This is a genomic window from Vibrio sp. B1FIG11 (assembly GCF_905175335.1).
Classification (GTDB): domain Bacteria; phylum Pseudomonadota; class Gammaproteobacteria; order Enterobacterales; family Vibrionaceae; genus Vibrio; species Vibrio campbellii.
This window is the reverse complement of record NZ_HG992751.1, coordinates 788,102-812,800: the sequence shown is the minus strand read 5'-3', so window position 1 is coordinate 812,800 and position 24,699 is coordinate 788,102. Positions and strand designations below refer to the sequence as shown.

The 24,699-nt window shown below is 46.7% G+C and carries 20 protein-coding genes and 21 tRNA genes; 38 read left to right on the top strand and 3 right to left on the bottom strand.

Annotation, left to right across the window (positions count from 1 at the left end; all coding sequences use genetic code 11):
- Nucleotides 1-3: 3 nt before the first annotated feature.
- Nucleotides 4-1,260 (bottom strand): glutamyl-tRNA reductase, encoded by a 1,257-nt coding sequence (gene hemA, locus KHO06_RS03770; protein ID WP_010650925.1) that lies wholly within the window; start codon nt 1,258-1,260, stop codon nt 4-6.
- Nucleotides 1,261-1,394: 134 nt separating this feature from the next.
- Here hemA and lolB point away from each other — a divergent pair, with 134 nt between their 5' ends.
- The 26 genes from lolB (at nt 1,395) to KHO06_RS03640 (ending at nt 8,509) form a co-directional block, all read left to right on the top strand.
- The gene (lolB, locus tag KHO06_RS03765) at nt 1,395-2,033 is read left to right on the top strand and encodes a lipoprotein insertase outer membrane protein LolB (protein WP_079402601.1); all 639 of its coding nucleotides are present in this window, start codon (nt 1,395-1,397) and stop codon (nt 2,031-2,033) included.
- Nucleotides 2,030-2,902: a 4-(cytidine 5'-diphospho)-2-C-methyl-D-erythritol kinase gene (ispE, locus tag KHO06_RS03760; protein WP_212582116.1), complete on the top strand. Its 873-nt coding sequence runs from the start codon at nt 2,030-2,032 to the stop codon at nt 2,900-2,902. Before lolB ends, ispE begins: the two co-directional genes overlap by 4 nt.
- A 27-nt stretch (nt 2,903-2,929) precedes the next feature.
- Nucleotides 2,930-3,874, top strand: coding sequence for a ribose-phosphate pyrophosphokinase (locus tag KHO06_RS03755; RefSeq protein ID WP_005449254.1), 945 nt, complete (start codon nt 2,930-2,932; stop codon nt 3,872-3,874).
- Between the two features lie 151 nt (nt 3,875-4,025).
- The gene (gene pth / locus KHO06_RS03750; protein ID WP_020198204.1) at nt 4,026-4,616 is read left to right on the top strand and encodes an aminoacyl-tRNA hydrolase; all 591 of its coding nucleotides are present in this window, start codon (nt 4,026-4,028) and stop codon (nt 4,614-4,616) included.
- Nucleotides 4,617-4,626: 10 nt separating this feature from the next.
- Nucleotides 4,627-5,718: a redox-regulated ATPase YchF gene (gene ychF / locus KHO06_RS03745; RefSeq protein WP_005449255.1), complete on the top strand. Its 1,092-nt coding sequence runs from the start codon at nt 4,627-4,629 to the stop codon at nt 5,716-5,718.
- 285 nt (nt 5,719-6,003) lie between these two features.
- Nucleotides 6,004-6,080: transfer RNA gene (locus KHO06_RS03740), tRNA-Met, on the top strand.
- 39 nt (nt 6,081-6,119) lie between these two features.
- Nucleotides 6,120-6,204 (top strand) — tRNA-Leu (locus KHO06_RS03735).
- Nucleotides 6,205-6,235: 31 nt separating this feature from the next.
- Nucleotides 6,236-6,310, top strand: a tRNA-Gln gene (locus KHO06_RS03730).
- 79 nt (nt 6,311-6,389) lie between these two features.
- A tRNA-Met gene (locus KHO06_RS03725) sits at nt 6,390-6,466 on the top strand.
- A gap of 79 nt (nt 6,467-6,545) precedes the next feature.
- Nucleotides 6,546-6,630 (top strand) — tRNA-Leu (locus KHO06_RS03720).
- 25 nt (nt 6,631-6,655) lie between these two features.
- Nucleotides 6,656-6,740: transfer RNA gene (locus KHO06_RS03715), tRNA-Leu, on the top strand.
- Between the two features lie 31 nt (nt 6,741-6,771).
- Nucleotides 6,772-6,846: transfer RNA gene (locus KHO06_RS03710), tRNA-Gln, on the top strand.
- Nucleotides 6,847-6,879: 33 nt separating this feature from the next.
- Nucleotides 6,880-6,964: transfer RNA gene (locus KHO06_RS03705), tRNA-Leu, on the top strand.
- Nucleotides 6,965-6,994: 30 nt separating this feature from the next.
- Nucleotides 6,995-7,069 (top strand) — tRNA-Gln (locus KHO06_RS03700).
- Between the two features lie 70 nt (nt 7,070-7,139).
- A tRNA-Leu gene (locus tag KHO06_RS03695) sits at nt 7,140-7,224 on the top strand.
- 24 nt (nt 7,225-7,248) lie between these two features.
- Nucleotides 7,249-7,325, top strand: a tRNA-Met gene (locus KHO06_RS03690).
- Nucleotides 7,326-7,378: 53 nt separating this feature from the next.
- Nucleotides 7,379-7,463, top strand: a tRNA-Leu gene (locus tag KHO06_RS03685).
- Between the two features lie 40 nt (nt 7,464-7,503).
- Nucleotides 7,504-7,578, top strand: a tRNA-Gln gene (locus KHO06_RS03680).
- Between the two features lie 33 nt (nt 7,579-7,611).
- A tRNA-Leu gene (locus KHO06_RS03675) sits at nt 7,612-7,696 on the top strand.
- 31 nt (nt 7,697-7,727) lie between these two features.
- Nucleotides 7,728-7,802: transfer RNA gene (locus tag KHO06_RS03670), tRNA-Gln, on the top strand.
- Nucleotides 7,803-7,855: 53 nt separating this feature from the next.
- Nucleotides 7,856-7,940: transfer RNA gene (locus KHO06_RS03665), tRNA-Leu, on the top strand.
- A 23-nt stretch (nt 7,941-7,963) separates the two neighbouring features.
- A tRNA-Met gene (locus KHO06_RS03660) sits at nt 7,964-8,040 on the top strand.
- A gap of 18 nt (nt 8,041-8,058) precedes the next feature.
- Nucleotides 8,059-8,143: transfer RNA gene (locus tag KHO06_RS03655), tRNA-Leu, on the top strand.
- Nucleotides 8,144-8,164: 21 nt separating this feature from the next.
- Nucleotides 8,165-8,249, top strand: a tRNA-Leu gene (locus tag KHO06_RS03650).
- A 46-nt stretch (nt 8,250-8,295) separates the two neighbouring features.
- A tRNA-Gln gene (locus KHO06_RS03645) sits at nt 8,296-8,370 on the top strand.
- Nucleotides 8,371-8,424: 54 nt separating this feature from the next.
- Nucleotides 8,425-8,509, top strand: a tRNA-Leu gene (locus tag KHO06_RS03640).
- A gap of 159 nt (nt 8,510-8,668) precedes the next feature.
- Here the strand turns inward: KHO06_RS03640 and KHO06_RS03635 are convergent.
- Nucleotides 8,669-9,844: a 2-octaprenyl-3-methyl-6-methoxy-1,4-benzoquinol hydroxylase gene (locus KHO06_RS03635; protein WP_212582115.1), complete on the bottom strand. Its 1,176-nt coding sequence runs from the start codon at nt 9,842-9,844 to the stop codon at nt 8,669-8,671.
- Between the two features lie 259 nt (nt 9,845-10,103).
- On the opposite strand from KHO06_RS03635, the gene miaB reads away from it, so the two are divergent.
- The 5 genes from miaB to lnt all read left to right on the top strand — a co-directional run bounded on the left by miaB (nt 10,104) and on the right by lnt (nt 15,730).
- Nucleotides 10,104-11,528: a tRNA (N6-isopentenyl adenosine(37)-C2)-methylthiotransferase MiaB gene (gene miaB, locus KHO06_RS03630; RefSeq protein ID WP_010446468.1), complete on the top strand. Its 1,425-nt coding sequence runs from the start codon at nt 10,104-10,106 to the stop codon at nt 11,526-11,528.
- 73 nt (nt 11,529-11,601) lie between these two features.
- Nucleotides 11,602-12,699, top strand: coding sequence for a PhoH family protein (locus KHO06_RS03625; RefSeq protein ID WP_182053604.1), 1,098 nt, complete (start codon nt 11,602-11,604; stop codon nt 12,697-12,699).
- Between the two features lie 2 nt (nt 12,700-12,701).
- The gene (gene ybeY, locus KHO06_RS03620) at nt 12,702-13,166 is read left to right on the top strand and encodes an rRNA maturation RNase YbeY (protein WP_005425552.1); all 465 of its coding nucleotides are present in this window, start codon (nt 12,702-12,704) and stop codon (nt 13,164-13,166) included.
- A 106-nt stretch (nt 13,167-13,272) separates the two neighbouring features.
- Nucleotides 13,273-14,172: a CNNM family magnesium/cobalt transport protein CorC gene (gene corC, locus KHO06_RS03615; RefSeq protein ID WP_005425551.1), complete on the top strand. Its 900-nt coding sequence runs from the start codon at nt 13,273-13,275 to the stop codon at nt 14,170-14,172.
- 37 nt (nt 14,173-14,209) lie between these two features.
- On the top strand, nt 14,210-15,730 hold the full coding sequence (gene lnt / locus KHO06_RS03610; protein ID WP_012127193.1) for an apolipoprotein N-acyltransferase: 1,521 nt from the start codon (nt 14,210-14,212) through the stop codon (nt 15,728-15,730).
- A 55-nt stretch (nt 15,731-15,785) separates the two neighbouring features.
- On the opposite strand, the gene KHO06_RS03605 is transcribed toward lnt, so the two are convergent.
- A complete protein-coding gene (locus tag KHO06_RS03605; protein ID WP_005438586.1) occupies nt 15,786-16,256 on the bottom strand; it encodes a zinc ribbon-containing protein in 471 nt (156 codons plus the stop codon).
- A 154-nt stretch (nt 16,257-16,410) separates the two neighbouring features.
- Here KHO06_RS03605 and leuS point away from each other — a divergent pair, with 154 nt between their 5' ends.
- From leuS to rodA, 7 genes are all read left to right on the top strand, one after another.
- Nucleotides 16,411-18,984, top strand: coding sequence for a leucine--tRNA ligase (gene leuS, locus KHO06_RS03600; RefSeq protein ID WP_212582114.1), 2,574 nt, complete (start codon nt 16,411-16,413; stop codon nt 18,982-18,984).
- Nucleotides 18,985-19,155: 171 nt separating this feature from the next.
- Nucleotides 19,156-19,713, top strand: a complete 558-nt coding sequence (gene lptE, locus KHO06_RS03595) for an LPS assembly lipoprotein LptE (RefSeq protein WP_005425837.1) — start codon at nt 19,156-19,158, stop codon at nt 19,711-19,713.
- A 5-nt stretch (nt 19,714-19,718) separates the two neighbouring features.
- Complete coding sequence (holA, locus tag KHO06_RS03590; RefSeq protein ID WP_212582113.1) at nt 19,719-20,738, top strand: DNA polymerase III subunit delta; 1,020 nt, start codon at nt 19,719-19,721, stop codon at nt 20,736-20,738.
- A 90-nt stretch (nt 20,739-20,828) separates the two neighbouring features.
- Nucleotides 20,829-21,146 (top strand): ribosome silencing factor, encoded by a 318-nt coding sequence (gene rsfS / locus KHO06_RS03585; RefSeq protein ID WP_005425840.1) that lies wholly within the window; start codon nt 20,829-20,831, stop codon nt 21,144-21,146.
- Between the two features lie 4 nt (nt 21,147-21,150).
- On the top strand, nt 21,151-21,621 hold the full coding sequence (rlmH, locus tag KHO06_RS03580; RefSeq protein ID WP_005447517.1) for a 23S rRNA (pseudouridine(1915)-N(3))-methyltransferase RlmH: 471 nt from the start codon (nt 21,151-21,153) through the stop codon (nt 21,619-21,621).
- Between the two features lie 29 nt (nt 21,622-21,650).
- A complete protein-coding gene (gene mrdA, locus KHO06_RS03575) occupies nt 21,651-23,576 on the top strand; it encodes a penicillin-binding protein 2 (protein ID WP_212582112.1) in 1,926 nt (641 codons plus the stop codon).
- On the top strand, nt 23,576-24,697 hold the full coding sequence (gene rodA / locus KHO06_RS03570; RefSeq protein WP_005530707.1) for a rod shape-determining protein RodA: 1,122 nt from the start codon (nt 23,576-23,578) through the stop codon (nt 24,695-24,697). Before mrdA ends, rodA begins: the two co-directional genes overlap by 1 nt.
- Nucleotides 24,698-24,699 lie beyond the last annotated feature (2 nt).

The window sequence follows — 24,699 nt, the reverse complement described above, 5'->3', positions numbered from 1 at the left end:
GAGTTACAGATCATCCAAACCAAGGGTCTGGCGGATAACCGTTAATTTTGCTGGTTCGCCCTGCTCTGCCGCACTTTGCAGCGCACGAGTTGGGGCGTGAATCAGTTTGTTGGTGAGTTTATTACTAAGCTCGCGCAGCACTTTTTCTGGGTCTGCACCGGTTGCCAATGATTGTAGGCTCTTACTTAGTAAGTCTTCACGAATTTCGTTAGCCGATTTGCGATAATCACGAATACTGTCCACGGCTTGGAGTGAACGCAGCCACGTCATAAATGCCGCGCTTTCTTCGCTGACGATCGCTTCTGCTTGAATCGCTTCTACTTTACGTTGTTCGATGTTGCTATCGATGATCGATTGTAAGTCATCCACCGAGTACAAGTAAGCATCACTCAATTCACCCACCTGCGCTTCCACATCACGTGGGACCGCAATATCCACCAAAAGCATTGGCTGATGACGACGTTTCTTCAACGCAGTCTCTACCATGCCCTTACCAATAATAGGTAATGGACTCGCCGTTGAGCTGATGACAATGTCTGCCCTTGGTAAATGGTCAGGAATTTCATTCAAGCTGATCACTTCTGCGCCAAATTGCTCACCCAAACCAAGAGCACGCTCTCGCGTTCGGTTAGCAACAATCATCTTAGTACAGCCGTTAGACGCTAAGTGCTTCGCCACCAGTTCGATGGTTTCACCCGCACCAACCAACAATACCGTTGAGTCAGACAGTGATTCAAAGATGTGTTTCGCCAATGTACAGGCAGCATAAGCCACCGACACCGCGTTACCACCAATATCAGTTTCTGTTCGAACACGTTTTGCGACTGAAAAAGTCTTTTGGAACAACTTATCAATCGACGTATCCACCGCCTGATGATCTCGGGAATCAGAAAACGCTTGTTTTACCTGACCCAAAATCTGAGGCTCACCAAGTACCAGTGAATCAAGGCCGCAAGAAACACGCATCAAGTGCTTAATCGCCGCTTGCTCTTCATGGACATAAAGGCTCGGCATCAAGTCTTCTTGATTAACTTGATGGAACTGGGCTAGCCAGTCGATAAGCTTATTTCGCGCTCCTTGCTTCACGTCGCAGTACACTTCGGTACGGTTACAGGTAGAAACAATCACACTGCCATTGACGGCTTCGTGCTCTCTGAGTTGCTCAAGTGCTGGGCCCAATTTATCGGGTCCGAACGCCACTTTCTCTCGCAAGTCAACAGACGCTGTATTGTGATTGATTCCAATAGCAAGCAAGGACATCTAACGTGGTATCTCTGAGATCGGTTATAAAATAGGTTCAGAATTTTACTGTAAGCACGCATTTATTGAAAGGGTAAGCCGGATTTGTTTTCCTTCGCTCGGCTTTTCAATGCTATAGTTGTGAGCGATTACCGATGAAACTGATTAATAAGCCATCAAACATGACCTTACGCTCCTTTCTCATCTTGCTCTTATCGAGCATAGTACTCGCGGGTTGTAGTTCTGTTCCTGAAAGTGTCACCAGCGTAGAGTGGCAAGCGCATGAACAGCGACTGGAAGCCATTGATAACTTTCAAGCTACAGGCAAACTTGGCTATATTGGCCCTGATCAAAGACAAAGCCTGAATTTTTTCTGGAAGCACTCTTCCGCTTTAAGTCAATTGCGTTTAACGACCCTACTTGGTCAAACCGCATTAAAGCTCACCATTACCCCACAAGGTGCGACGGTCGAAACTTACGACGACCAAGTCCTCTCCGCACGTGATGCTAACCAACTGATTTACCGATTAACCGGCTTAATGATGCCAGTTGACCATTTACCTGATTGGCTACTTGGCTTACCTACAGATGCCGACTCTTTCCAACTATCACCGACCAATACCCTCCAAGCACTAGATAAACAGATTGGCTTGAATGATTGGAACATCGCTTACCAGCGTTACGGTGACATTGAATGGCATGAGCAGACCTTGCCGCTGCCGAATAAGTTAAGACTGAGCACATCTGACGTAAAAATTAATTTAGTGATCACAAAATGGAACATCACCCAATGATCGATCTTTCAACCCGCTGGCCATCACCAGCGAAATTGAATCTCTTTCTTTATATTAATGGCCGAACAGAAAACGGCTATCACGAGTTACAGACCTTATTCCAATTCGTCGATCACGGCGATGAGCTAACCATTCAAGCAAACGATTCTGGTGAGATCACGATTTCGCCAGAGATCGAAGGTGTTCCTCTAAAAGACAACTTGATCTGGAAAGCAGCAACTGCACTTCAACGTTTCGCGAATTGCTCATACGGTGCACATATCAATCTACATAAGATCCTACCGATGGGCGGCGGAATTGGCGGCGGTTCTTCCAATGCAGCAACGGCGTTGGTTGCGCTTAATTACCTATGGCAAACTAATCTGAGTGATGACGAGTTAGCCGAAATTGGCCTTGCGCTTGGTGCGGATGTGCCAGTATTTGTGCGTGGTTTTGCCGCATTTGCTGAAGGAGTTGGCGAGAAACTTTCTCCCGCTCATCCAGATGAGAAATGGTATTTAGTGGTACGCCCGAACGTTTCCATTGCAACTGCCGACATATTCAGACATCCAGATTTGACCCGAAATACGCCAAAACGCGATTTAGAAACGCTTTTAAACACGCCAAGCGTAAACGATTGCGAAAAAATTGTACGAATGCTCTACCCAGAGGTTGATAAGCAACTTTCATGGCTGCTACAATACGCGCCGTCAAGATTGACGGGGACAGGATCTTGCATTTTTGCTGAATTTTCGAGCAAATCCGAAGCAGAAACTATCCTTGCACAACTCTCTGATAAAGTCTCGGCATTTGTCGCTCAAGGGCGAAATATTTCGCCACTAAAAGAGACTTTGGCTGAATACCAATCAGCCTCACACCGACCTATTTAAACTGGACGCAAACCCGAGGTTTCCACCGTGCCTGATATGAAGCTATTTGCTGGTAACGCAACACCTGAACTAGCCCAACGTATTGCTGATCGTCTTTACATCTCTCTTGGTGATGCATCTGTTTCTCGCTTTTCTGATGGCGAAGTTGCAGTTCAAATCAACGAGAACGTTCGTGGTAGTGATGTTTTCATCATTCAATCCACTTGTGCACCGACTAACGACAACCTAATGGAATTGGTTGTTATGATTGATGCAATGCGCCGTGCTTCAGCAGGTCGTATCACTGCAGTAATTCCTTACTTCGGCTACGCTCGCCAAGACCGTCGTGTACGTTCTGCGCGTGTGCCAATCACTGCAAAAGTTGTTGCTGATTTCCTATCTAACGTTGGCGTAGACCGCGTTCTAACTATCGACCTACACGCAGAGCAAATCCAAGGCTTCTTCGATGTACCAGTTGATAACATCTTCGGTACGCCAGTACTTCTAGAAGACATGCAATCTCGTGGTCTAGAAAACCCTGTAGTGGTTTCTCCTGACCTAGGTGGCGTTGTTCGCGCTCGTGCAACTGCAAAAGCACTAGGCGATATCGACATTGCTATCGTTGATAAGCGTCGTCCACGTGCAAACGTTTCTGAAGTAATGAACCTAATTGGTGACGTTGAAGGTCGTGACTGTGTGATCGTTGATGACATGATCGATACCGGTGGCACACTATGTAAAGCAGCTGAAGCGCTAAAAGAGCGCGGTGCTAAGCGTGTATTCGCTTACGCAACTCACGCTGTATTCTCTGGTAACGCTGCGGACAACATTAAGAACTCTGTTCTTGACCAAGTTATCGTAACTGACTCTATCTCTCTATCTAAAGAGATGGCTGCAACTGGCAAAGTAACCACACTAAGCCTTTCTCGCATGCTAGCTGAAGCGATTCGTCGTATCAGCAACGAAGAGTCAATCTCTGCAATGTTCAACTAATCCGAACATTTCAGCTAGACTGATTTCAAAAGCACCCCTCTATGGGGTGTTTTTTTATTTGTATCGATAGGCAGAAAATCCCTTGGTCGCCCACTGCGAGAATTCTGTGCTATCATACTGCGCTTTTTGAGATTCCAGAGAGATCCTAACCTTGACTCAACCAATCAAACTTCTTGTTGGTCTTGCTAATCCGGGACCAGAATACGCCAAAACTCGCCACAATGCGGGCGCTTGGGTTGTAGAAGAACTAGCACGCGTTCACAACGTTACCCTGAAGAACGAACCAAAGTTCTTTGGCCTAACAGGACGCATTTTGGTCAATGGCCAGGATCTCCGTTTGCTAATCCCAACTACCTTCATGAACCTATCTGGCAAAGCGATCGCAGCACTTGCGAAGTTTTACCAAATTAAGCCAGAAGAGATCATGGTTGCTCACGACGAGCTAGACTTACCGCCAGGTGTCGCTAAGTTTAAGAAAGGTGGCGGTCACGGTGGCCACAATGGTCTGCGTGACACCATTAGCAAACTGGGCAATAACAAAGATTTTTATCGTCTTCGTATCGGCATTGGCCATCCGGGACACAAAGATAAAGTGGCGGGTTTTGTACTAGGCAAAGCTCCAGCGAAAGAGCAAGAGCTACTAGACGCCGCAGCTGACGAATCAGTGCGCTGTCTAGACATCCTAATTAAGGATGGTCTATCAAAAGCACAAAATCGCCTCCACACGTTCAAAGCTGAATAAGGTTACTATCATGGGTTTTAAATGTGGCATCGTTGGTCTACCTAACGTTGGTAAATCAACTCTGTTTAACGCACTAACTAAAGCGGGTATTGAAGCAGCAAACTTCCCGTTCTGTACCATTGAACCAAACACTGGTGTGGTTCCTGTGCCAGATCTACGTCTAGATGCTCTAGCAAAGATCGTTAACCCACAGAAAGTTCTGCCTACCACAATGGAATTCGTAGACATCGCTGGTCTAGTTGCAGGTGCATCTCGTGGTGAAGGTCTAGGTAACAAATTCCTAGCGAACATCCGTGAAACTGACGCAATCGGCCACGTTGTACGTTGTTTCGAAAACGACAACATCGTTCACGTTGCAGGTAAAGTATCTCCAATCGAAGATATTGAAGTTATCAACCTTGAGCTAGCGATGGCTGACCTTGATTCTTGTGAGCGCGCTATCCAGCGTAACGCTAAGAAAGCAAAAGGCGGTGACAAAGACGCGAAATTCGAACTAACCGTTCTAGAAAAACTGCTTCCTGTACTAACAGAAGGTGGCATGGCGCGTACTGTTGATCTTGCAAAAGAAGAGCTAGCAGCAATTGGCTACCTAAACTTCCTGACGCTAAAACCAACAATGTACATCGCTAACGTGAACGAAGATGGTTTTGAAGACAACGCATACCTAGACGCAGTACGTGAGTTTGCAGCGAAAGAAAACAACGTTGTTGTTCCTGTATGTGCAGCTATTGAATCAGAAATGGCTGAACTAGAAGATGACGAGCGTGAAGAGTTCCTAGCTGACCTTGGTATCGAAGAACCAGGTCTAAACCGCGTTATCCGCGCAGGTTACGAACTATTGAACCTACAAACTTACTTCACAGCTGGCGTGAAAGAAGTTCGTGCATGGACTATCCCTGTTGGCGCAACGGCACCAAAAGCGGCAGCGAAGATCCACACAGACTTCGAAAAAGGCTTCATCCGTGCTGAAGTTGTTGGTTACGACGATTTCATCCAATTCAACGGTGAAAGCGGCGCGAAAGACGCAGGTAAATGGCGTCTAGAAGGTAAAGAATACATCGTTAAAGATGGTGATGTTGTACACTTCCGCTTCAACGTATAATTAAGTGAATGAATTCTAAACACTTCATTTACATAAAAAGCCAGCCATAGTGCTGGCTTTTTTTATACCTTTCAGAAAAGACAAGAAATTAAGTCCCTTATTGCAAGCCATTTTATTTCCAGTTTTAGATCATAAACGCGCCTCTTTGTTTAAAAAGGAAGCGAACGATGGATTTTGCAGGATTTATTGAAAAAAACTGTTGACGGATCTCACTCAACTTCGCATAATGCGCGCCGTTCCCGACGACAAGGCAACTTGGCGACGAGAACAAGAAAACATGGTTTTGGCTACGTAGCTCAGCTGGTTAGAGCACATCACTCATAATGATGGGGTCACAGGTTCGAATCCCGTCGTAGCCACCATTCCTAAAGGTTCTTTTTTAAGAGCAATTAGGAATAGATGCGGAAGTGGCGGAATTGGTAGACGCACCAGATTTAGGTTCTGGCGCCGCAAGGTGTGAGAGTTCAAGTCTCTCCTTCCGCACCATGTTTTAAGTAGTCTTAAGACTACTGCCTGCAGGTCTATCGCCAAGCGGTAAGGCAGCGGCTTTTGATGCCGCCATTCCCTGGTTCGAATCCAGGTAGACCTGCCATTATTTAAAGTGAGATTCCTTTGATAAAAAGGGTTGTCACTTAGAGCGTGAAGGTTTATATTGTCTCGCTCAAAAAGATGGCTACGTAGCTCAGCTGGTTAGAGCACATCACTCATAATGATGGGGTCACAGGTTCGAATCCCGTCGTAGCCACCATTCTTTCTTTTGAAAGACAAAATTTAGTTATTAGTTTTTACCAATTAACTGATAACTGATAGCTTATAGAGTTCAAGATGCGGAAGTGGCGGAATTGGTAGACGCACCAGATTTAGGTTCTGGCGCCGCAAGGTGTGAGAGTTCAAGTCTCTCCTTCCGCACCATCTTGAAATGCTCTAAACAATATATGCGGAAATGGCGGAATTGGTAGACGCACCAGATTTAGGTTCTGGCGCCGCAAGGTGTGAGAGTTCAAGTCTCTCTTTCCGCACCATATATTGAATAGTCTTTTGACTATTGCCTGTAGGTCTATCGCCAAGCGGTAAGGCAGCGGCTTTTGATGCCGCCATTCCCTGGTTCGAATCCAGGTAGACCTGCCACTATTTTGATTATTGAGTTTACTCAGTAATTATGCGGAAGTGGCGGAATTGGTAGACGCACCAGATTTAGGTTCTGGCGCCGCAAGGTGTGAGAGTTCAAGTCTCTCCTTCCGCACCATTATTAAAGTCTCTTTTATTAGAGCGCTGTAGGTCTATCGCCAAGCGGTAAGGCAGCGGCTTTTGATGCCGCCATTCCCTGGTTCGAATCCAGGTAGACCTGCCATTATTCTTCCTTGAAACATAGGAATGCTATTGATGTTTTACCAATTACATCAATAACTACAGATCAAGTTGCGGAAGTGGCGGAATTGGTAGACGCACCAGATTTAGGTTCTGGCGCCGCAAGGTGTGAGAGTTCAAGTCTCTCCTTCCGCACCATCTTGATTTAAAGAATATAGTGTTGGCTACGTAGCTCAGCTGGTTAGAGCACATCACTCATAATGATGGGGTCACAGGTTCGAATCCCGTCGTAGCCACCATTTATTTCGTTATTTAGGTTTTTACCAATTACCTTTATGACGACAGAAAAGTTGCGGAAGTGGCGGAATTGGTAGACGCACCAGATTTAGGTTCTGGCGCCGCAAGGTGTGAGAGTTCAAGTCTCTCCTTCCGCACCATACTTTTCTAACTTGATTAGTCTTTATGACTATCGCCTGCAGGTCTATCGCCAAGCGGTAAGGCAGCGGCTTTTGATGCCGCCATTCCCTGGTTCGAATCCAGGTAGACCTGCCACTATTTTGATTATTGAGTTTACTCAGTAATTATGCGGAAGTGGCGGAATTGGTAGACGCACCAGATTTAGGTTCTGGCGCCGCAAGGTGTGAGAGTTCAAGTCTCTCCTTCCGCACCATTATTTGATATGTCTTAGGACTATCGCCCGTAGGTCTATCGCCAAGCGGTAAGGCAGCGGCTTTTGATGCCGCCATTCCCTGGTTCGAATCCAGGTAGACCTGCCATATTCAATGTTACTGATGTTTTACCAATTACATCAATAACTACAGATCAAGTTGCGGAAGTGGCGGAATTGGTAGACGCACCAGATTTAGGTTCTGGCGCCGCAAGGTGTGAGAGTTCAAGTCTCTCCTTCCGCACCATACTTGATTAAAGAATATAGAATGGCTACGTAGCTCAGCTGGTTAGAGCACATCACTCATAATGATGGGGTCACAGGTTCGAATCCCGTCGTAGCCACCATTAATATAGATTTTAGATGCGGAAGTGGCGGAATTGGTAGACGCACCAGATTTAGGTTCTGGCGCCGCAAGGTGTGAGAGTTCAAGTCTCTCCTTCCGCACCATCTAAAAATAATCTATACTTTGCGGAAATGGCGGAATTGGTAGACGCACCAGATTTAGGTTCTGGCGCCGCAAGGTGTGAGAGTTCAAGTCTCTCTTTCCGCACCATACTTTCCTTTACAGGAAAGCACTTAGTTGAAAGGCTAAGATTAGTAGGGCTATCGCCAAGCGGTAAGGCAGCGGCTTTTGATGCCGCCATTCCCTGGTTCGAATCCAGGTAGCCCTGCCATTACACAACGTTGTTGAGGTTTTACCAATTACCTTGATAACTACAGAATAAGTTGCGGAAGTGGCGGAATTGGTAGACGCACCAGATTTAGGTTCTGGCGCCGCAAGGTGTGAGAGTTCAAGTCTCTCCTTCCGCACCATTCTTGAAAAACCCAGCATTAATTTGCTGGGTTTTTTCTTTTTTCTGATTCTGGACTCGGTAGATCTCTGATTTATCGAATTAAAAAAGCGAGCTCATGGCTCGCTTTTTTTCTATCTATTGCTTTTTATCGACTGCTTTCTATGTGCTCTGAAGTCTTTTACATACCTAGCGCATACTTCAATACTTGCGCTTTGATCGGCCCTGAGTTTTCTGCCAGCTTCAATGCTGCATTACGAGCGAACTTCAACGGACCTAAATCATTACTGAAGCCTTTGTAGAACACATCCATGCCCGTTTGCATTAACAAGTTATCTGGTCGACGAGCGCGCTCATATTTGGCAAGCAATGCATCGTTAAGTTGTTCTTGCTGCTCGGTCACTGAAAGCAGAACATCAACATCTTTAAAGCCGAGATTCACACCTTGCCCAGCAAGTGGGTTGATTGTATGAGCAGAATCCCCCACTAACACACAATTCTTGTTTGAATAGCTTTGGGCATGGCGACGAGTGAGTGGGAATGAGCCAAATTGTAGAACTTCAATATCACCCAACTCGGCAGGGAAATGACGTAGGATCTCTTCTCTTAACTGAGGTTTCGTCATCGCGCATAATTGTTTAATACGTTTTGGCGAGTCATACCAAACCAACGAACCCTGCCCGACTTCTTTACCGTCTTCAGTTAATGAGCATAACGGCAAGAATGAGCGTGGACCTGACGGACTAAATTGTTGCCAAGTGATGTCTTGTTGCGGAAGTTCAGTTTTTACGTTGATCAACATACAGTGTTGACGGTAGTCCCATGCGGTTACACCAATACCCGCCAATTGACGAACTTTTGAGTTCGCGCCATCGGCACCAATCAGCCAATTAGCTTCAAACTGCTTGCCGCTTTCTAGCGTTACACGGTTTACCTCGGCAAATTCTATATCTTTCAATCGCTCTGGGCACATCACCGTTAAGTTGTCGTGTTGTGCGAAAGCTTGCCAAAGACCAAGTTGGATTAGTCGATTTTCAACGATATAGCCTAACTGCTCCAACGAAAGCTCATCAGAGTGAAAACGTGTACGGCACTCGGGATGTTCCCACGTTTCCAAACGACGATAAGGGCACACTCGCATGCTTTCAATCGCAGACCATGCACCTAATGAATCAAGTAACTTCACCGACTGATGAGAAATCGCGGAAACGCGAACATCCAACGCTTGAGAAGCCTCAAACGCCTTTGGCTCTGCGCCTTCGACCACTACAACACTTCTGCCTTGCTTGGCAAACCCAACAGCCACTGCTGCTCCGACCATGCCGCCACCGATTACGGCGATGTCATACTTGTTCATTTTTTGCTCTTCATCGTATTGATTAATTGGCGTTTTTTAATTGTACGTTCCATGGCTATTTTTACAAAATTGTTTAACAAAAAAACCTTGCTGTATATAGGGCAAAAAACTAGATTTCATCAGGGTTTGCAGAGAATTCGTCAGATCACTAGTCAGGTGCTTTTTAAAGCAGTACAATACGCCGCTTACCGCCGAGATGGCGGCTATAATTTGAGCAATAGCTCTCCGATTTAAGTACAACTGAACGAGCGAAAGTGAGATGAGTAAGAAACTGCTAATTAAAACCTGGGGCTGCCAGATGAACGAATACGATTCATCAAAAATGGCCGACCTGCTTAATGCTGCAAACGGCTATGAGCTGACCGAAGAGCCAGAGGAAGCAGACGTACTTCTACTTAACACCTGTTCGATCCGTGAAAAAGCGCAAGAGAAAGTTTTCCACCAGCTTGGCCGTTGGAAGACACTAAAAGATAAAAAACCTGGCGTAGTTATCGGCGTAGGTGGTTGTGTAGCAACTCAAGAAGGTGATCACATCCGTCAGCGTGCTCCATACGTTGACGTAATTTTTGGTCCACAAACTCTTCACCGTCTTCCTGAGATGATTAAACAATCTCAATCGGATGAAGCACCAGTAATGGACATTTCATTCCCAGAAATCGAAAAGTTTGACCGTCTACCAGAGCCTCGTGCTGAAGGTGCAACGGCATTCGTTTCTATTATGGAAGGCTGTTCTAAGTACTGTACTTACTGTGTAGTACCGTACACTCGTGGTGAAGAAGTAAGCCGTCCAATGGATGACGTACTGTTCGAAATCGCTCAGCTAGCAGATCAAGGCGTACGTGAAGTAAACCTACTGGGTCAAAACGTAAACGCATACCGTGGTCCTATGCACGACGGCGAAATCTGTTCATTTGCAGAACTGCTTCGTTTGGTTGCGTCTATCGATGGTATTGATCGTATCCGCTTTACAACAAGCCATCCATTAGAGTTTACTGATGACATCATCGCAGTATACGAAGACACACCTGAGCTAGTGAGCTTCCTTCACCTACCAGTACAAAGTGGTAGTGACCGAGTGCTGACTATGATGAAACGTCCTCACACTGGGATTGAGTACAAGTCGATCATCCGTAAACTGCGTAAAGCACGTCCTGATATCCAAATCAGTTCAGACTTTATCGTTGGTTTCCCTGGTGAAACAGACAAAGATTTCCAAGACACAATGAAGCTAATCAAAGACGTAGACTTTGACATGAGCTTCAGCTTCATCTTCTCTCCACGTCCAGGTACGCCAGCGGCAGATTACCCTTGTGACCTATCAGAGCAAGTGAAGAAAGAGCGTCTATACGAGCTACAACAAACAGTAAACACGCAAGCAATGCGCTACTCTCGTCAAATGCTAGACACTGAGCAACGCGTTCTGGTTGAAGGTCCTTCTAAGAAGAACCTAATGGAGCTACGCGCTCGTACAGAAAACAACCGTGTAGTAAACTTTGAAGGTAGCGCAGACCTAATTGGTCAATTCGTTGACGTGAAGATTACGGACGTATTTGCTAACTCACTACGTGGTGAGCTAGTGCGTACAGAAAAAGACATGGACCTTCGTAGTGTGATTTCACCAACGCAAATGATGGCGAAAACACGTCGCGAAGATGAGCTAGGTGTAGCTACTTTTACGCCATAAGCTCGTACAAATAGCCATTGAGAGCCTGGTCGTTATCAGGCTCTCGTTAAGTGGCATAAAATGAGAGGCAACATTGAGCAATAAAATCGTAACGCTAGAAATCAATCTAGAACCTTCAGACAACCGCCGACTAGCAAGCCTGTGCGGTCCATTCGATGACAACATCAAGCATTTAGAACGTCGTCTAGGCGTTGAAATTAACCACCGTAGCGACCTTTTCACCATTGTCGGTAAACCTCATACCGCAGCAGCTGCGCTGGATATCCTGAAAACCCTTTACGTAGACACCGCTCCTGTCCGCGGCGAAACCCCTGATATCGAACCAGAACAGATCCATCTGGCAATCAAAGAATCGGGTGTTCTGGAGCAAAACACCGAATCGAATTTCGAACACGGTAAAGAAGTCTTCGTTAAAACGAAAAAAGGCGTGATCAAGCCTCGTACACCAAATCAGGGCCAATACCTGATGAACATGGTGACGCACGATATCACTTTCGGTATCGGTCCTGCAGGTACAGGTAAAACTTACCTAGCGGTTGCAGCAGCCGTTGACGCACTAGAGCGCCAAGAGATCCGCCGTATTCTACTTACTCGTCCTGCGGTTGAAGCAGGTGAGAAACTGGGCTTCCTACCTGGTGATTTGAGCCAGAAAGTCGACCCTTACCTACGTCCGCTGTACGATGCCCTCTTTGAAATGCTGGGCTTTGAGCGCGTAGAAAAGCTGATTGAACGTAACGTGATTGAGGTAGCACCTCTTGCTTACATGCGTGGTCGTACTCTAAACGACGCCTTCATCATTCTTGATGAGAGCCAAAACACCACCGTCGAGCAGATGAAGATGTTCCTGACGCGAATTGGCTTCAACTCTCGCGCAGTTATCACTGGTGACGTCACACAGATTGACTTACCTCGCGGTGCGAAATCGGGTCTTCGTCATGCGATTGAAGTGCTAAACGAAGTTGAAGACATCAGCTTTAACTTCTTCCAAGCTGACGACGTGGTGCGCCATCCAGTGGTTGCTCGCATCGTTAACGCTTACGAGAAGTGGGAAGCGCAAGACCAGAAAGAACGTAAAGAGTTCGAAAAACGCCGTCGTGAAGAACGTGATGCCAAACTGCTAGAAGCAGCCAAAGCAGAACTGAACGCACAAGTAGCGGCAACTAAGGAATAACCATGGCAATTGAACTTGATTTGCAACTGGCAGTCGAAAATGAAGAAGGCTTACCTTCTGAGCAAGATTTCCAATTGTGGCTAGATAAGACTATCCCTCTTTTCCAACCACAAGCGGAACTGACAATTCGTATTGTCGACGAGCAAGAAAGTCACGAGCTAAACCACGAATACCGTGGTAAAGATAAGCCGACCAATGTGCTGTCTTTCCCATTCGAAGTACCACCTGGTATGGAAATGGACCTACTAGGCGATTTGATCATCTGTCGTCAAGTTGTTGAAAAAGAGGCAGTAGAGCAGAACAAGCCTCTACTAGCACATTGGGCGCATATGGTTGTACATGGCAGCTTGCATCTGCTAGGTTATGACCATATCGAGGATGATGAAGCTGAAGAGATGGAATCCCTCGAAACAGAAATCATGCAAGGTATGGGTTATGAAGACCCGTATATTGCTGAAAAAGAGTAACTTTGGTTGCTCGACAGGGAAAGGCGAACCACCCAGATAACCATCTCGTGCTCGTCTTTCTATGTGAGCTATCACACATCTGATAGCGTTACTTAATTGAGAAACAATGAACGAAGATAATTCTCCCTCTTCTAATGAAGGCAAGAAAGAAAAGGCAGAAGGTCCGAGTAGAAAGTCCTTCTTTGAACGTCTAGGTCAACTATTTCAAGGCGAACCAAAAGACCGCCAAGAGCTTGTGGATGTAATCCGCGACTCAGAAATCAATGACCTGATTGACCACGACACCCGCGACATGCTTGAAGGTGTTATGGAAATCTCCGAAATGCGCGTGCGTGACATTATGATCCCGCGTTCGCAAATGGTTACTGTTGAGCGCACAGACGATCTTGATACTTTGATCGCACTGATCACTGATGCTCAACACTCTCGCTACCCTGTGATCAGCGAAGATAAAGACCATGTGGAAGGCATTCTACTAGCGAAGGACTTACTCAAATACTTGGGCTCAGGCAGTAACCCATTTGATATCGAAGAAGTAATTCGACCAGCAGTCGTGGTACCGGAAAGTAAACGCGTCGACCGCCTGCTAAAAGAATTCCGTGAAGAACGTTATCACATGGCGATTGTTGTCGATGAATTCGGTGGTGTTTCTGGTCTTGTGACTATCGAAGATATCCTTGAAGAAATCGTAGGGGATATTGAAGATGAGTTTGATGACGATGAAGAAACCGATATCCGTAAGCTGAGCAAACACACGTTTGCTGTCAGAGCTCTGACAACCATTGAAGAGTTTAATGAGACATTCGGTACCAACTTCAGCGATGAAGAAGTGGATACCGTTGGCGGCATGGTAATGACTGCTTTTGGTCACCTACCATCGCGTGGCGAAGTCGTGGATATTGAAGCATACAGCTTCAAAGTAACGGCTGCCGACAACCGTCGTGTCATTCAACTTCAAGTGACGATTCCAGACGAAGAAAAGCTGGTTGAAGCCACTCAAGAGTAACGCGATACCCTAACATCGGGAATATCAGAAAAATAAAATGATGAATGTACTCTTTCATCGCCTCAAGCGGCCCTTAGTGGCCGCTTTTGTTGGCGCCTCCACTACCCTAGCATTTGCCCCTTACCAGTTATGGCCAATCGCCATACTCAGCCCTGCCATTCTACTTATTCTTCTTGCAAACCAATCGCCTAAGCGCGCGCTTTGGATCGGTTATGCCTGGGGGCTAGGTCAATTTGCGACGGGTGTAAGCTGGGTTTACGTCAGCATTGCTGGCTTTGGCGGCATGCCGCTAATTGCAAACCTCTTCCTTATGGGCCTACTGATCGCTTACCTGTCGGTTTACACCGGCCTGTTTGCATGGCTCAGCAACAAGTTCTTCCCAGAATTTACCCTAAGCAAAGCACTGCTTGCAGCCCCTGCATTATGGCTAGTCACCGACTGGCTGCGCGGCTGGGTAATGACAGGCTTCCCTTGGCTATGGCTTGGCTACAGCCAAATTGATGCACCATTTGCTAGCTTTGCGCCTATTGGTGGTGTAGAGCTATTAACCCTGTTTATCATGATCAGTGCTGGCGCATTGGCATACGCATGGATCCATAAGCAATGGTTAATGATCATCATCCCTGCGGTGCTATTAAGTGCGGGCTTTGGTATCCGTCAGTACGATTGGGTCACTCCACGTGTGGAAGACACCACCAAAGTTGCACTGATCCAAGGTAACGTTGACCAGAACCTAAAATGGCTACCGAGCCAACGCTGGCCAACCATCATGAAATACGCAGACCTCACTCGTGAGAACTGGGATGCTGACATCATCGTATGGCCAGAAGCCGCGATCCCTGCATTTGAAATTGAAGTACCATCGTTCCTAAGAAACATTGATGCTGCCGCGAAGATGAATAACAGCGCCATCATTACTGGTGTCGTTAACCAAGGTGAAGACGGTCAGTTCTACAACAGCATTCTATCGCTCGGTGTGAACCCATACGGCGATTACAGCTTTGATATGGATAAGCGCTACCACAAACACCACCTATTACCATTTGGTGAGTTTGTTCCGTTTGAAGATGTACTGCGTCCACTAGCACCATTCTTTAACTTACCGATGTCATCGTTCAGTCGTGGCGACTTTGTTCAGCCAAACATCGTGGCGAACGGTAAGCATATGGACCCAGCACTGTGTTATGAAATCATATTCAGCGAACAAGTGCGCCAGAATGTTACCGACGATACTGATTTCATTCTAACGCTGTCTAATGATGCGTGGTTTGGTCATTCGATTGGTCCATTGCAACACATGGAAATCGCTCGAATGCGTGCTCTTGAGCTTGGTAAGCCACTTATTCGTTCGACCAATAACGGCGTAACAGCGGTAACCGACCATAAAGGTAAAATCATTGAGCAAATCCCTCAATTTGAAACCGCAGTACTTCGTGCAGAGCTTGTACCTACCGACGGACAAACTCCGTATCGTATCGTTGGCACATGGCCGCTCTACATTTGGGCTGGATTGAGTTTGATGTTGGCTTGGTGGTTACCAAGAAAGAAAAAGTCATAAACGCAAAAAGAGGCTCTAGAGCCTCTTTTTTATTCCATCACGTTTTAACGTCTCACTATGGTTTCAGTGACTGACGACTAAAGCCAGTATGATTGCACTTAATGCATGGAATGATCACGGTTGGGTGGTTATATGTCGTCTTGTGACCACATTCGTCACAGACTAAAGTACCAAGGCCAATCACCTCGCCCGCTTCATAAAGCCCTTGATGCTCTAAGTCATCAAATAGCTCTACCCACTCCACTTTGGTTCTGTCGGTAATATCGAGCAGACCTTGCCAAATCGAATCAGCAATCGTGAGATAGAAAGGCCCACTCTTACCTTCTTCATAATTGTCCGAGAACTCTTTTAAATCCGCTTTTACATAAGCTGATATCAGTGAGAGTTCGTCTTTGGTCATGTCGTTGGCAGCATCCACCACTTTGCCCGACGTTTCGAATACTTTGTTAACTTCATCCGGACTGTGCTTCAAGGTTTCAATCACATCCTCGAGCATTTCCTCATAACCTGCTTTACGTTTAGGCATAACTGACCTCCATCTTTCCACTACCAAGCGTCACTTCAGACGCATGGGTATAGATTGGCTATTGTTGTGATCCCTAGCTTTAGGTATTCTATGACGATCTATTTAAGTCTGTTCTAACCGAACTCACAAATTCCAAGATAACCGGATACCATCGATGCAAGAACAATACAATCCACAAGACCTTGAACAGAAAGTTCAAAAGCACTGGGATGACAACAAGACCTTTGTTGTAAGTGAAGACCCAAACAAAGAAAAATTCTACTGTCTATCCATGTTCCCATACCCAAGTGGTCGACTGCACATGGGTCACGTGCGTAACTACACCATCGGTGACGTAGTATCTCGTTTCCAACGCCTACAAGGCAAAAACGTAATGCAACCAATCGGTTGGGATGCGTTTGGTCTACCTGCAGAAAACGCAGCGGTTAAAAACAACACTGCGCCTGCACCTTGGACTTACGAAAACATCGAATACATGAAGAACCAACTTAAGCTTCTAGGCTTTGGTTACGATTGGAACCGTGAATTCGCAACATGTACACCTGAGTACTACCGTTGGGAACAAGAGTTCTTCACGAAGCTTTACGAGAAAGGTCTGGTTTACAAGAAGACTTCTTCTGTTAACTGGTGTCCAAACGACCAAACTGTTCTTGCAAACGAACAGGTTGAAGACGGCTGCTGCTGGCGTTGTGACACGCCTGTAGAGCAAAAAGAAATTCCTCAGTGGTTCATCAAGATCACAGAATACGCTCAAGAACTGCTTGACGATCTAGACAAGCTTGAAGGTTGGCCAGAAATGGTGAAAACCATGCAGCGCAACTGGATCGGTCGTTCTGAAGGTGTTGAGCTTAAGTTTGAAGTGAAAGGTCAACAAGACCTAGAAGTTTACACAACTCGTCCAGACACTCTAATGGGTGTGACTTACGTTGGTATCGCAGCAGGTCACCCTCTAGCGACTATCGCAGCTGAGAACAATCCAGAACTAGCAGCGTTCATCGAAGAGTGTAAGAATACCAAAGTTGCAGAAGCTGAGCTTGCGACAATGGAGAAGAAAGGTATGGCGACTGGCCTTACTGCTATTCACCCATTGAACGGCCGTGAAGTTCCTGTTTACGTAGCAAACTTCGTACTGATGGACTACGGTACAGGCGCTGTAATGGCAGTACCTGCGCACGACCAACGTGACTACGAGTTCGCAACTAAGTACGGTCTAGACATCGTGCCTGTTATCAAGCCAGTTGATGGCAGTGAGCTAGACATCTCTGAAGCGGCATACACAGAGAAAGGTGTACTGTTCGATTCAGGTGAATTCGACGGTCTAGAATTCCAAGCGGCGTTCGATGCAATCGCAGCGAAGCTAGAAGCAGAAGGTAAAGGTACTAAGACAGTTAACTTCCGTCTACGTGACTGGGGGGTATCTCGTCAACGTTACTGGGGTGCGCCAATCCCTATGGTAACCACTGAAGACGGTGAAGTTCACCCAGTACCAGCTGACCAACTACCAGTAATCCTTCCAGAAGACGTGGTAATGGACGGCGTAACGAGCCCAATCAAAGCAGACAAAGAATGGGCGAAGACAACTTTCAACGGCGAACCTGCTCTACGTGAGACAGATACGTTCGACACGTTCATGGAGTCTTCTTGGTACTACGCACGTTACTGTTCACCACAAGCTGACGATATCCTAGATCCAGAAAAAGCAAACTACTGGCTACCAGTAGACCAGTACATCGGTGGTATCGAGCACGCTTGTATGCACCTACTGTACTCTCGCTTCTTCCACAAACTACTACGTGATGCTGGCTACGTAACGTCTGACGAACCGTTCAAGCAACTACTGTGTCAAGGCATGGTACTAGCAGACGCGTTCTACTTCGAGAACGAGAAAGGCGGTAAAGAGTGGGTTGCACCAACAGATGTTGCTGTTGAGCGTGACGGTAAAGGCCGCATCACTTCTGCGAAAGACACTGAAGGCCGCGATGTTACACACTCAGGCATGATCAAAATGTCTAAGTCGAAAAACAACGGTATCGACCCTCAAGAGATGGTAGATAAGTACGGCGCAGACACAGTACGTCTATTCATGATGTTCGCGTCTCCTGCAGACATGACACTTGAATGGCAAGAGTCTGGCGTAGAAGGTGCTAACCGCTTCCTGAAACGTGTTTGGAAACTAGTAAACGAGCACACATCAAAAGGTGCAGCAGAAGCAGTAGATGCAGCAGCACTTTCTGGTGACCAAAAAGCTCTTCGTCGTGATGTTCACAAAACTATCGCGAAAGTGACTGATGATATCGCTCGCCGTCAAACGTTCAACACAGCAATCGCTGCAATCATGGAACTGATGAACAAGCTAGCGAAAGCGCCTCAAGAGTCAGCACAAGATCGTGCAATCCTTGATGAAGCGCTAAAAGCCGTAGTTGCAATGCTTTACCCAATCACTCCGCACATCTCATACGAGCTATGGACTGCGCTAGGTGAATCAGACATCGATAACGCAGTTTGGCCAACGTTTGACGAGAAAGCACTGGTTGAAGACGAGAAAACGATCGTTGTTCAAGTAAACGGTAAGCTACGTGCGAAACTGACTGTTGCTGCAGACGCAACGAAAGAACAAGTAGAAGAGCTTGGTCTAAACGACGAAAACGTTACTAAGTTCACAGATGGCCTAACTATCCGTAAAGTAATTTACGTACCAGGTAAACTGTTGAACATCGTTGCAAACTAGTCTTTCGCTAAAAACGAAACGCAGCTTGCAATAACTCAAAGCAAAGCGAACCAATTCGCATGCTAGGAGTCATTAAACAGGGTAGTTCGCTACCCTGTTTATTTACCTCAAACCATTCATATCGAGTGGTTTAAGGTAAATAACCCCTTCAATTTAGGATGAATACAATCAATGCGCTTTTTCTCTTTGATTAAACTACCAGTGGTTTTGGTATTAGCGGGGCTTCTTTCTGCCTGTGGTTTTCACCTTCGTGGCGAGTACTCCGTTCCGGAAGAGCTCCACACCATGTCTTTCACTAGCTATGATGAATACAGCCCATTGACGCGTTACATCCGCGCTCAACTTGAATTGAACAAGGTCGATTTAGTAAAACCGTCATCAAATACTCCGAACCTACACCTTAGTGAAGCGACCATTGACGAGCGTACGCTATCGCTTTACCAAAACAGCCGAGCAGCAGAAAAAGAACTGACTTACGTGGTGAAATACCGCGTGACAATCCCTGGCTTCGGTGCAAAAGATTTCACGACCACCGTTAACCGTAACTACCTAGATAACCCGCTAACTGCACTAGCGAAATCAGTAGAACGTGACGTTATCGAAGATGAAATGCGTCAACAAGCGGCTGGCCAAATGATGCGCCAACTAGGTCGAGTTCGTGCTGAATACGAACAAGGCCACGTTGCTCCTGAAGCGACAAACGCTAACTCTACGAACACAAACTCTTAATCAGAATGCGAATTTTTGCCGACAAGCTGGCTGATCATCTAGCGAAACACATCAAGCAGGTTTACCTGATTTTTGGTAACGAACCGTTGTTAATTCAAGAAAGCCGTCAAGCGATCCAAAACATGGCTCGCCAACAAGGCTTTGAAGAAAGACACCGTTTTGCCGTCGACGCCAGCTTAGATTGGAATCAAGTCTATGACTGCTTCCAAGCGCTAAGCCTATTCTCTAGTCGTCAACTGATTGAGCTTGAACTACCAGAGGCTGGTGCAAACGCAGCCATCAGTAAAGAACTGGTCAATCTGTGCGAAATGCTCCATGACGACATCATGTTAGTGGTGGTTGGCAGCAAACTGACTAAAGCACAAGAAAACGCTAAATGGTTCAAAGCACTGAGTGCCAAGGGTGACTGGGTAAGTTGTCTAACACCTGATTTGCAGCGACTGCCAATGTTCGTGCAGGCACGTTGCCGAGCGTTGGGATTAAAAGCGGATCAGCAATCTCTGCAAATGTTGGCACAATGGCACGAAGGTAATTTGTTCGCGCTATCGCAAAGTTTAGAAAAGCTAGCTTTACTCTACCCAGATGGCGAGCTGACGGTAGTGCGTCTTGAAGAAGCGCTGAGCCGCCACAATCACTTTACGACATTCCATTGGATTGACGCTCTATTTGCAGGTAAAGCAAACCGCGCGCAGCGCATTCTGCGACAACTAGAGGCGGAAGGTATCGAAACCATCATTCTGATCCGAAGCGTACAGAAAGAGTTCAACCAATTACTAAACATGCACCGAGACCTTACTCAAATGGGCATGAGTCAGGTGTTTGAAAAACACCGAGTGTGGCAAAACAAACGCCCATTCTATAATGCAGCGCTGACTCGTCTGTCAGCCTCCCGAATTTGTGCACTTTTGTCTCTTTTGGCGCACGCCGAGATAAAAGCCAAAACCCAATATGATGAGTCTGTGTGGCCAACTATCCATCAATTGAGCCTAGAAACCTGCTCTCCTGATATTAAGCTGGCAATTTAGCTTTTAAAGCGTGATATAGTGCGCGACCAGTTTTAACCCAGCTTAGTTAAAACACCCACAGACAGAAAAGAAAATACCGAGGAAAACCGAGTGCTTCGCGAAGAACTTAAAGACTTTTTAGCCGATAAAGCCGACGACATGAAAGCGGAAGAGATTGTTATTCTAGATGTAGAAGGCAAATCAAGCGTGACAGATTACATGATCATTTGTACTGGCACATCTAAGCGTCACGTTTCATCTATCGCTGATCACGTCGCATCTGAAGTGAAGAAGGCAGGTCTAGAGCCGCTAGGTATGGAAGGCGAAAATGAAGGCGAATGGGTTGTCCTCGACATGGGCGACGCAATGCTTCACGTGATGCAAGAAGAGCACCGCGAGCTATACCAACTAGAAAAACTCTGGGGTTAATCGTTTGAAAATTCAACTAATTGCCGTCGGCACAAAAATGCCAAAATGGGTCGAAGAAGGTTTTCAAGAATACCGTCGTCGTTTCCCACATGATATGCCACTTGAGTTGGTTGAAATCCCTGCGGGTAAACGCGGCAAAAATGCAGACATCGCGCGTATCTTGCAAAAAGAAGGCGAAGCGATGTTGGCAGCCGTACCTAAAGGTGCTCGTATCGTCACTCTCGATATCCCAGGCAAAAAGTGGGATACCCCGCAACTGGCCGAGCAGCTAGAAGCGTGGAAGCTCGATGGTCGTGATGTGTCGATTCTGATCGGTGGCCCTGAAGGTTTAGCGCCAGCTTGTAAAGCCGCAGCAGACCAAAGCTGGTCACTGTCTGCATTGACACTGCCGCACCCACTTGTGCGGATCGTGATGGCAGAGAGCTTATACCGAGCGTGGAGCATTACTGCTAACCACCCTTACCACCGCGAATAATCGCTACTTAGCTGTAGAGACAAGCGTTAATGATTCGTAAACGCCGCAGTCAAATTCGAGATTACCAAGCAGAAGCGCGTCTATTTTCTAGCCGCGCTATTGTTGCATTTTTAGGTATCGTCATTTTGATGGGCTTGCTGGTTGCCAATATGTACAACATTCAGGTAAACCAGTTTCAAGACTATAAAACCCGCTCTAATGATAACCGCATTAAAGTGGTTCCAATCGCTCCTAACCGTGGTCTTATCTATGACCGCAACGGTGTATTGCTCGCGGAAAACCGTCCGGTCTTCAACTTGGAGCTGACGCCAGAGAAAATCAAAGACATCGACAGTACCATTGAAGCGCTGCAAACCATCCTTGAGATCACGCCAGAACAAGTTGAGCGTTTCCACCGTGAACGTAAGCGCACTCGTCGCTTCAAGTCTGTGCCACTGTTAACTCAATTGAATGAAAACCAAGTCGCTGTTTTCTCAGTGAATCAATACCGTTTTCCTGGTGTTGAAATCAGTGCGACATTGAAACGCTACTACCCATTCAGCGAAGTCCTGACTCACGTCATTGGCTACGTGTCACGAATCAATGACCGCGATATGCAGCGCCTAATCCGTGAAGAAAAAGACGCCAACTACCAAGCGACACGCGACATTGGTAAGTTAGGCATCGAAAAGTATTACGAAGACTTGCTGCACGGCACAGCGGGCTACCAAGAGGTTGAAGTCAACAGTCGTGGTCGCGTCATTCGTACCCTGAAATACGTTCCGCCTATTGCGGGGAAAGACATCGTCTTAAACCTTGATATCAACCTACAGCTTTACGTGCACCAACTGCTTGATGGCCGACGTGGTAGTGCTGTTGTGCTTGATCCTCGTGATAACGGCGTACTTGCGATGGTTTCAAGCCCAAGTTACGACCCGAACGCATTCGTACACGGTATCTCCGGTAAAGCGTACCGTGCACTACTGAACGACAAGAACCGTCCATTGGTGAACCGTACAACGCTAGGTATTTACCCACCAGCTTCGACCATCAAACCCTTCATTGCTGTAGCAGCGCTGGAAGAGGAAGTCATTACTCCGAAAACCACACGTAATGACCCTGGATACTGGCGTATTCCAAACTCCGACACTCGCCCATTCCGAGATTGGCTGCGTTGGGGGCATGGCCGCGTAGACATCATTAAGTCGATTGAAGAATCGGTCGATACTTTCTTCTACCAAATTGCCTACGACATGGGCATTGATCGGCTATCAAATTGGATGATGATGTTTGGCTTTGGCGATTACACAGGCATCGACATTTACGAGGAAAGTAAGGCCAACATGCCGACTCGTGAGTGGAAGATGGCTCGTCATAAGACGCCTTGGTACAAGGGTGACACGATTCCGGTTGGTATTGGTCAAGGTTACTGGACAGCAACGCCAATGCAGATTGCCAAAGCAACCTCAGTACTGGTCAATGAAGGTGCAGTGACAGCTCCTCACTTATTGAAAGCCACCATCGATAACGGCGGTGATTTCGAGGAACAAGAAAATTCGGAATACGTCACCTACCCACCGATTCAAAATGTACCAGACAAGTACTGGAACATGGCGAAAGAAGGCATGCGCTTAGTAAACCATGGTACGAAAGGCACCGCTCGTCGCTCTTTCTACAACATGGATTACCAAACTGGTGGTAAATCCGGTACCGCACAGGTCTTTGGCCTTGGTGAAGATGAAGAATACAACGCGGATGAAGTCGCAGAGCACTTACGTGACCACGCCTTGTTTACCGGCTTTGCACCCTTTGATGACCCTGAAGTGGTGGTATCTGTGGTGCTAGAAAACGCCGGTGGTGGTTCAAGTAATGGTGCGCCAGTCGCGAGAAAGATCTTCGACCGAGTCATTATCGGCCCTGAAAAAATTGAACCTGAAGAAGAGCAAAGCAACGCGAAGAAAGAGGTAACGCAGTGATGAAAATGGATCCCTCTACAGGCAAAAACCGCGCCCTGTTTGAACGCTTCCATATCGACTTGCCGTTATTACTCGGCATCTTTGCATTGATGGGCTTTGGCCTAGTCATTATGTACAGCGCAAGTGGCCAAAGTTTGGCTATGATGGATCGCCAAGCGATGCGTATGGTGCTGTCTTTAGTAGTCATGATCGTTTTGGCGCAAATCTCACCAAGAACGTATGAGAGTCTCGCTCCACTGATGTTCGTTGGCGGGGTCATACTCCTCTTTGGGGTGCTGTTCTTTGGTGAAGCATCCAAAGGCGCACAACGCTGGCTAAACCTTGGCTTCGTCCGCTTCCAACCATCTGAGCTTCTCAAGCTTGCCGTGCCTTTGATGGTCGCTCGCTACATCGGCCGCCAGCCTCTCCCACCGACATTCAAAACCCTGATTGTGGCGCTGATTATGGTCTGTTTACCGACTATTCTTATCGCCAAACAGCCTGATTTGGGTACCTCTATCCTGATCGCGGCCTCCGGTATTTTCGTTATCTTCCTTGCTGGTATCAGTTGGAAAATCATTGCTGCCGCGGCAGTGGCACTCGGTGGATTTATCCCCATTCTGTGGTTCTTCTTGATGCGTGAATACCAAAAGGTTCGCGTACGAACGCTGTTTAACCCAGAGTCGGACCCACTTGGCGCTGGCTACCACATCATCCAAAGTAAGATTGCAATTGGTTCTGGTGGTATTTCCGGCAAAGGCTGGTTACAAGGCACGCAATCACAATTGGAATTTCTTCCAGAGCGACACACTGACTTTATCTTTGCAGTAATTGCAGAAGAATGGGGTATGATTGGCTTCCTTTGCCTATTAGCCATCTATCTATTCATTATTGGCCGTGGTCTCTACCTCGCGAGCCAAGCGCAAACCGCGTTTGGTCGAATGATGGCAGGCAGTATTGTACTCAGCTTCTTCGTGTATATTTTTGTAAATATCGGCATGGTAAGTGGCATCCTACCTGTAGTAGGCGTACCTTTACCGTTGATCAGTTATGGTGGTACCTCAATGGTGACACTGATGGCTGGTTTTGGCATTCTGATGTCGATCCACACGCACCGAAAAGCATTCTCTAAGGCGACCTAGAC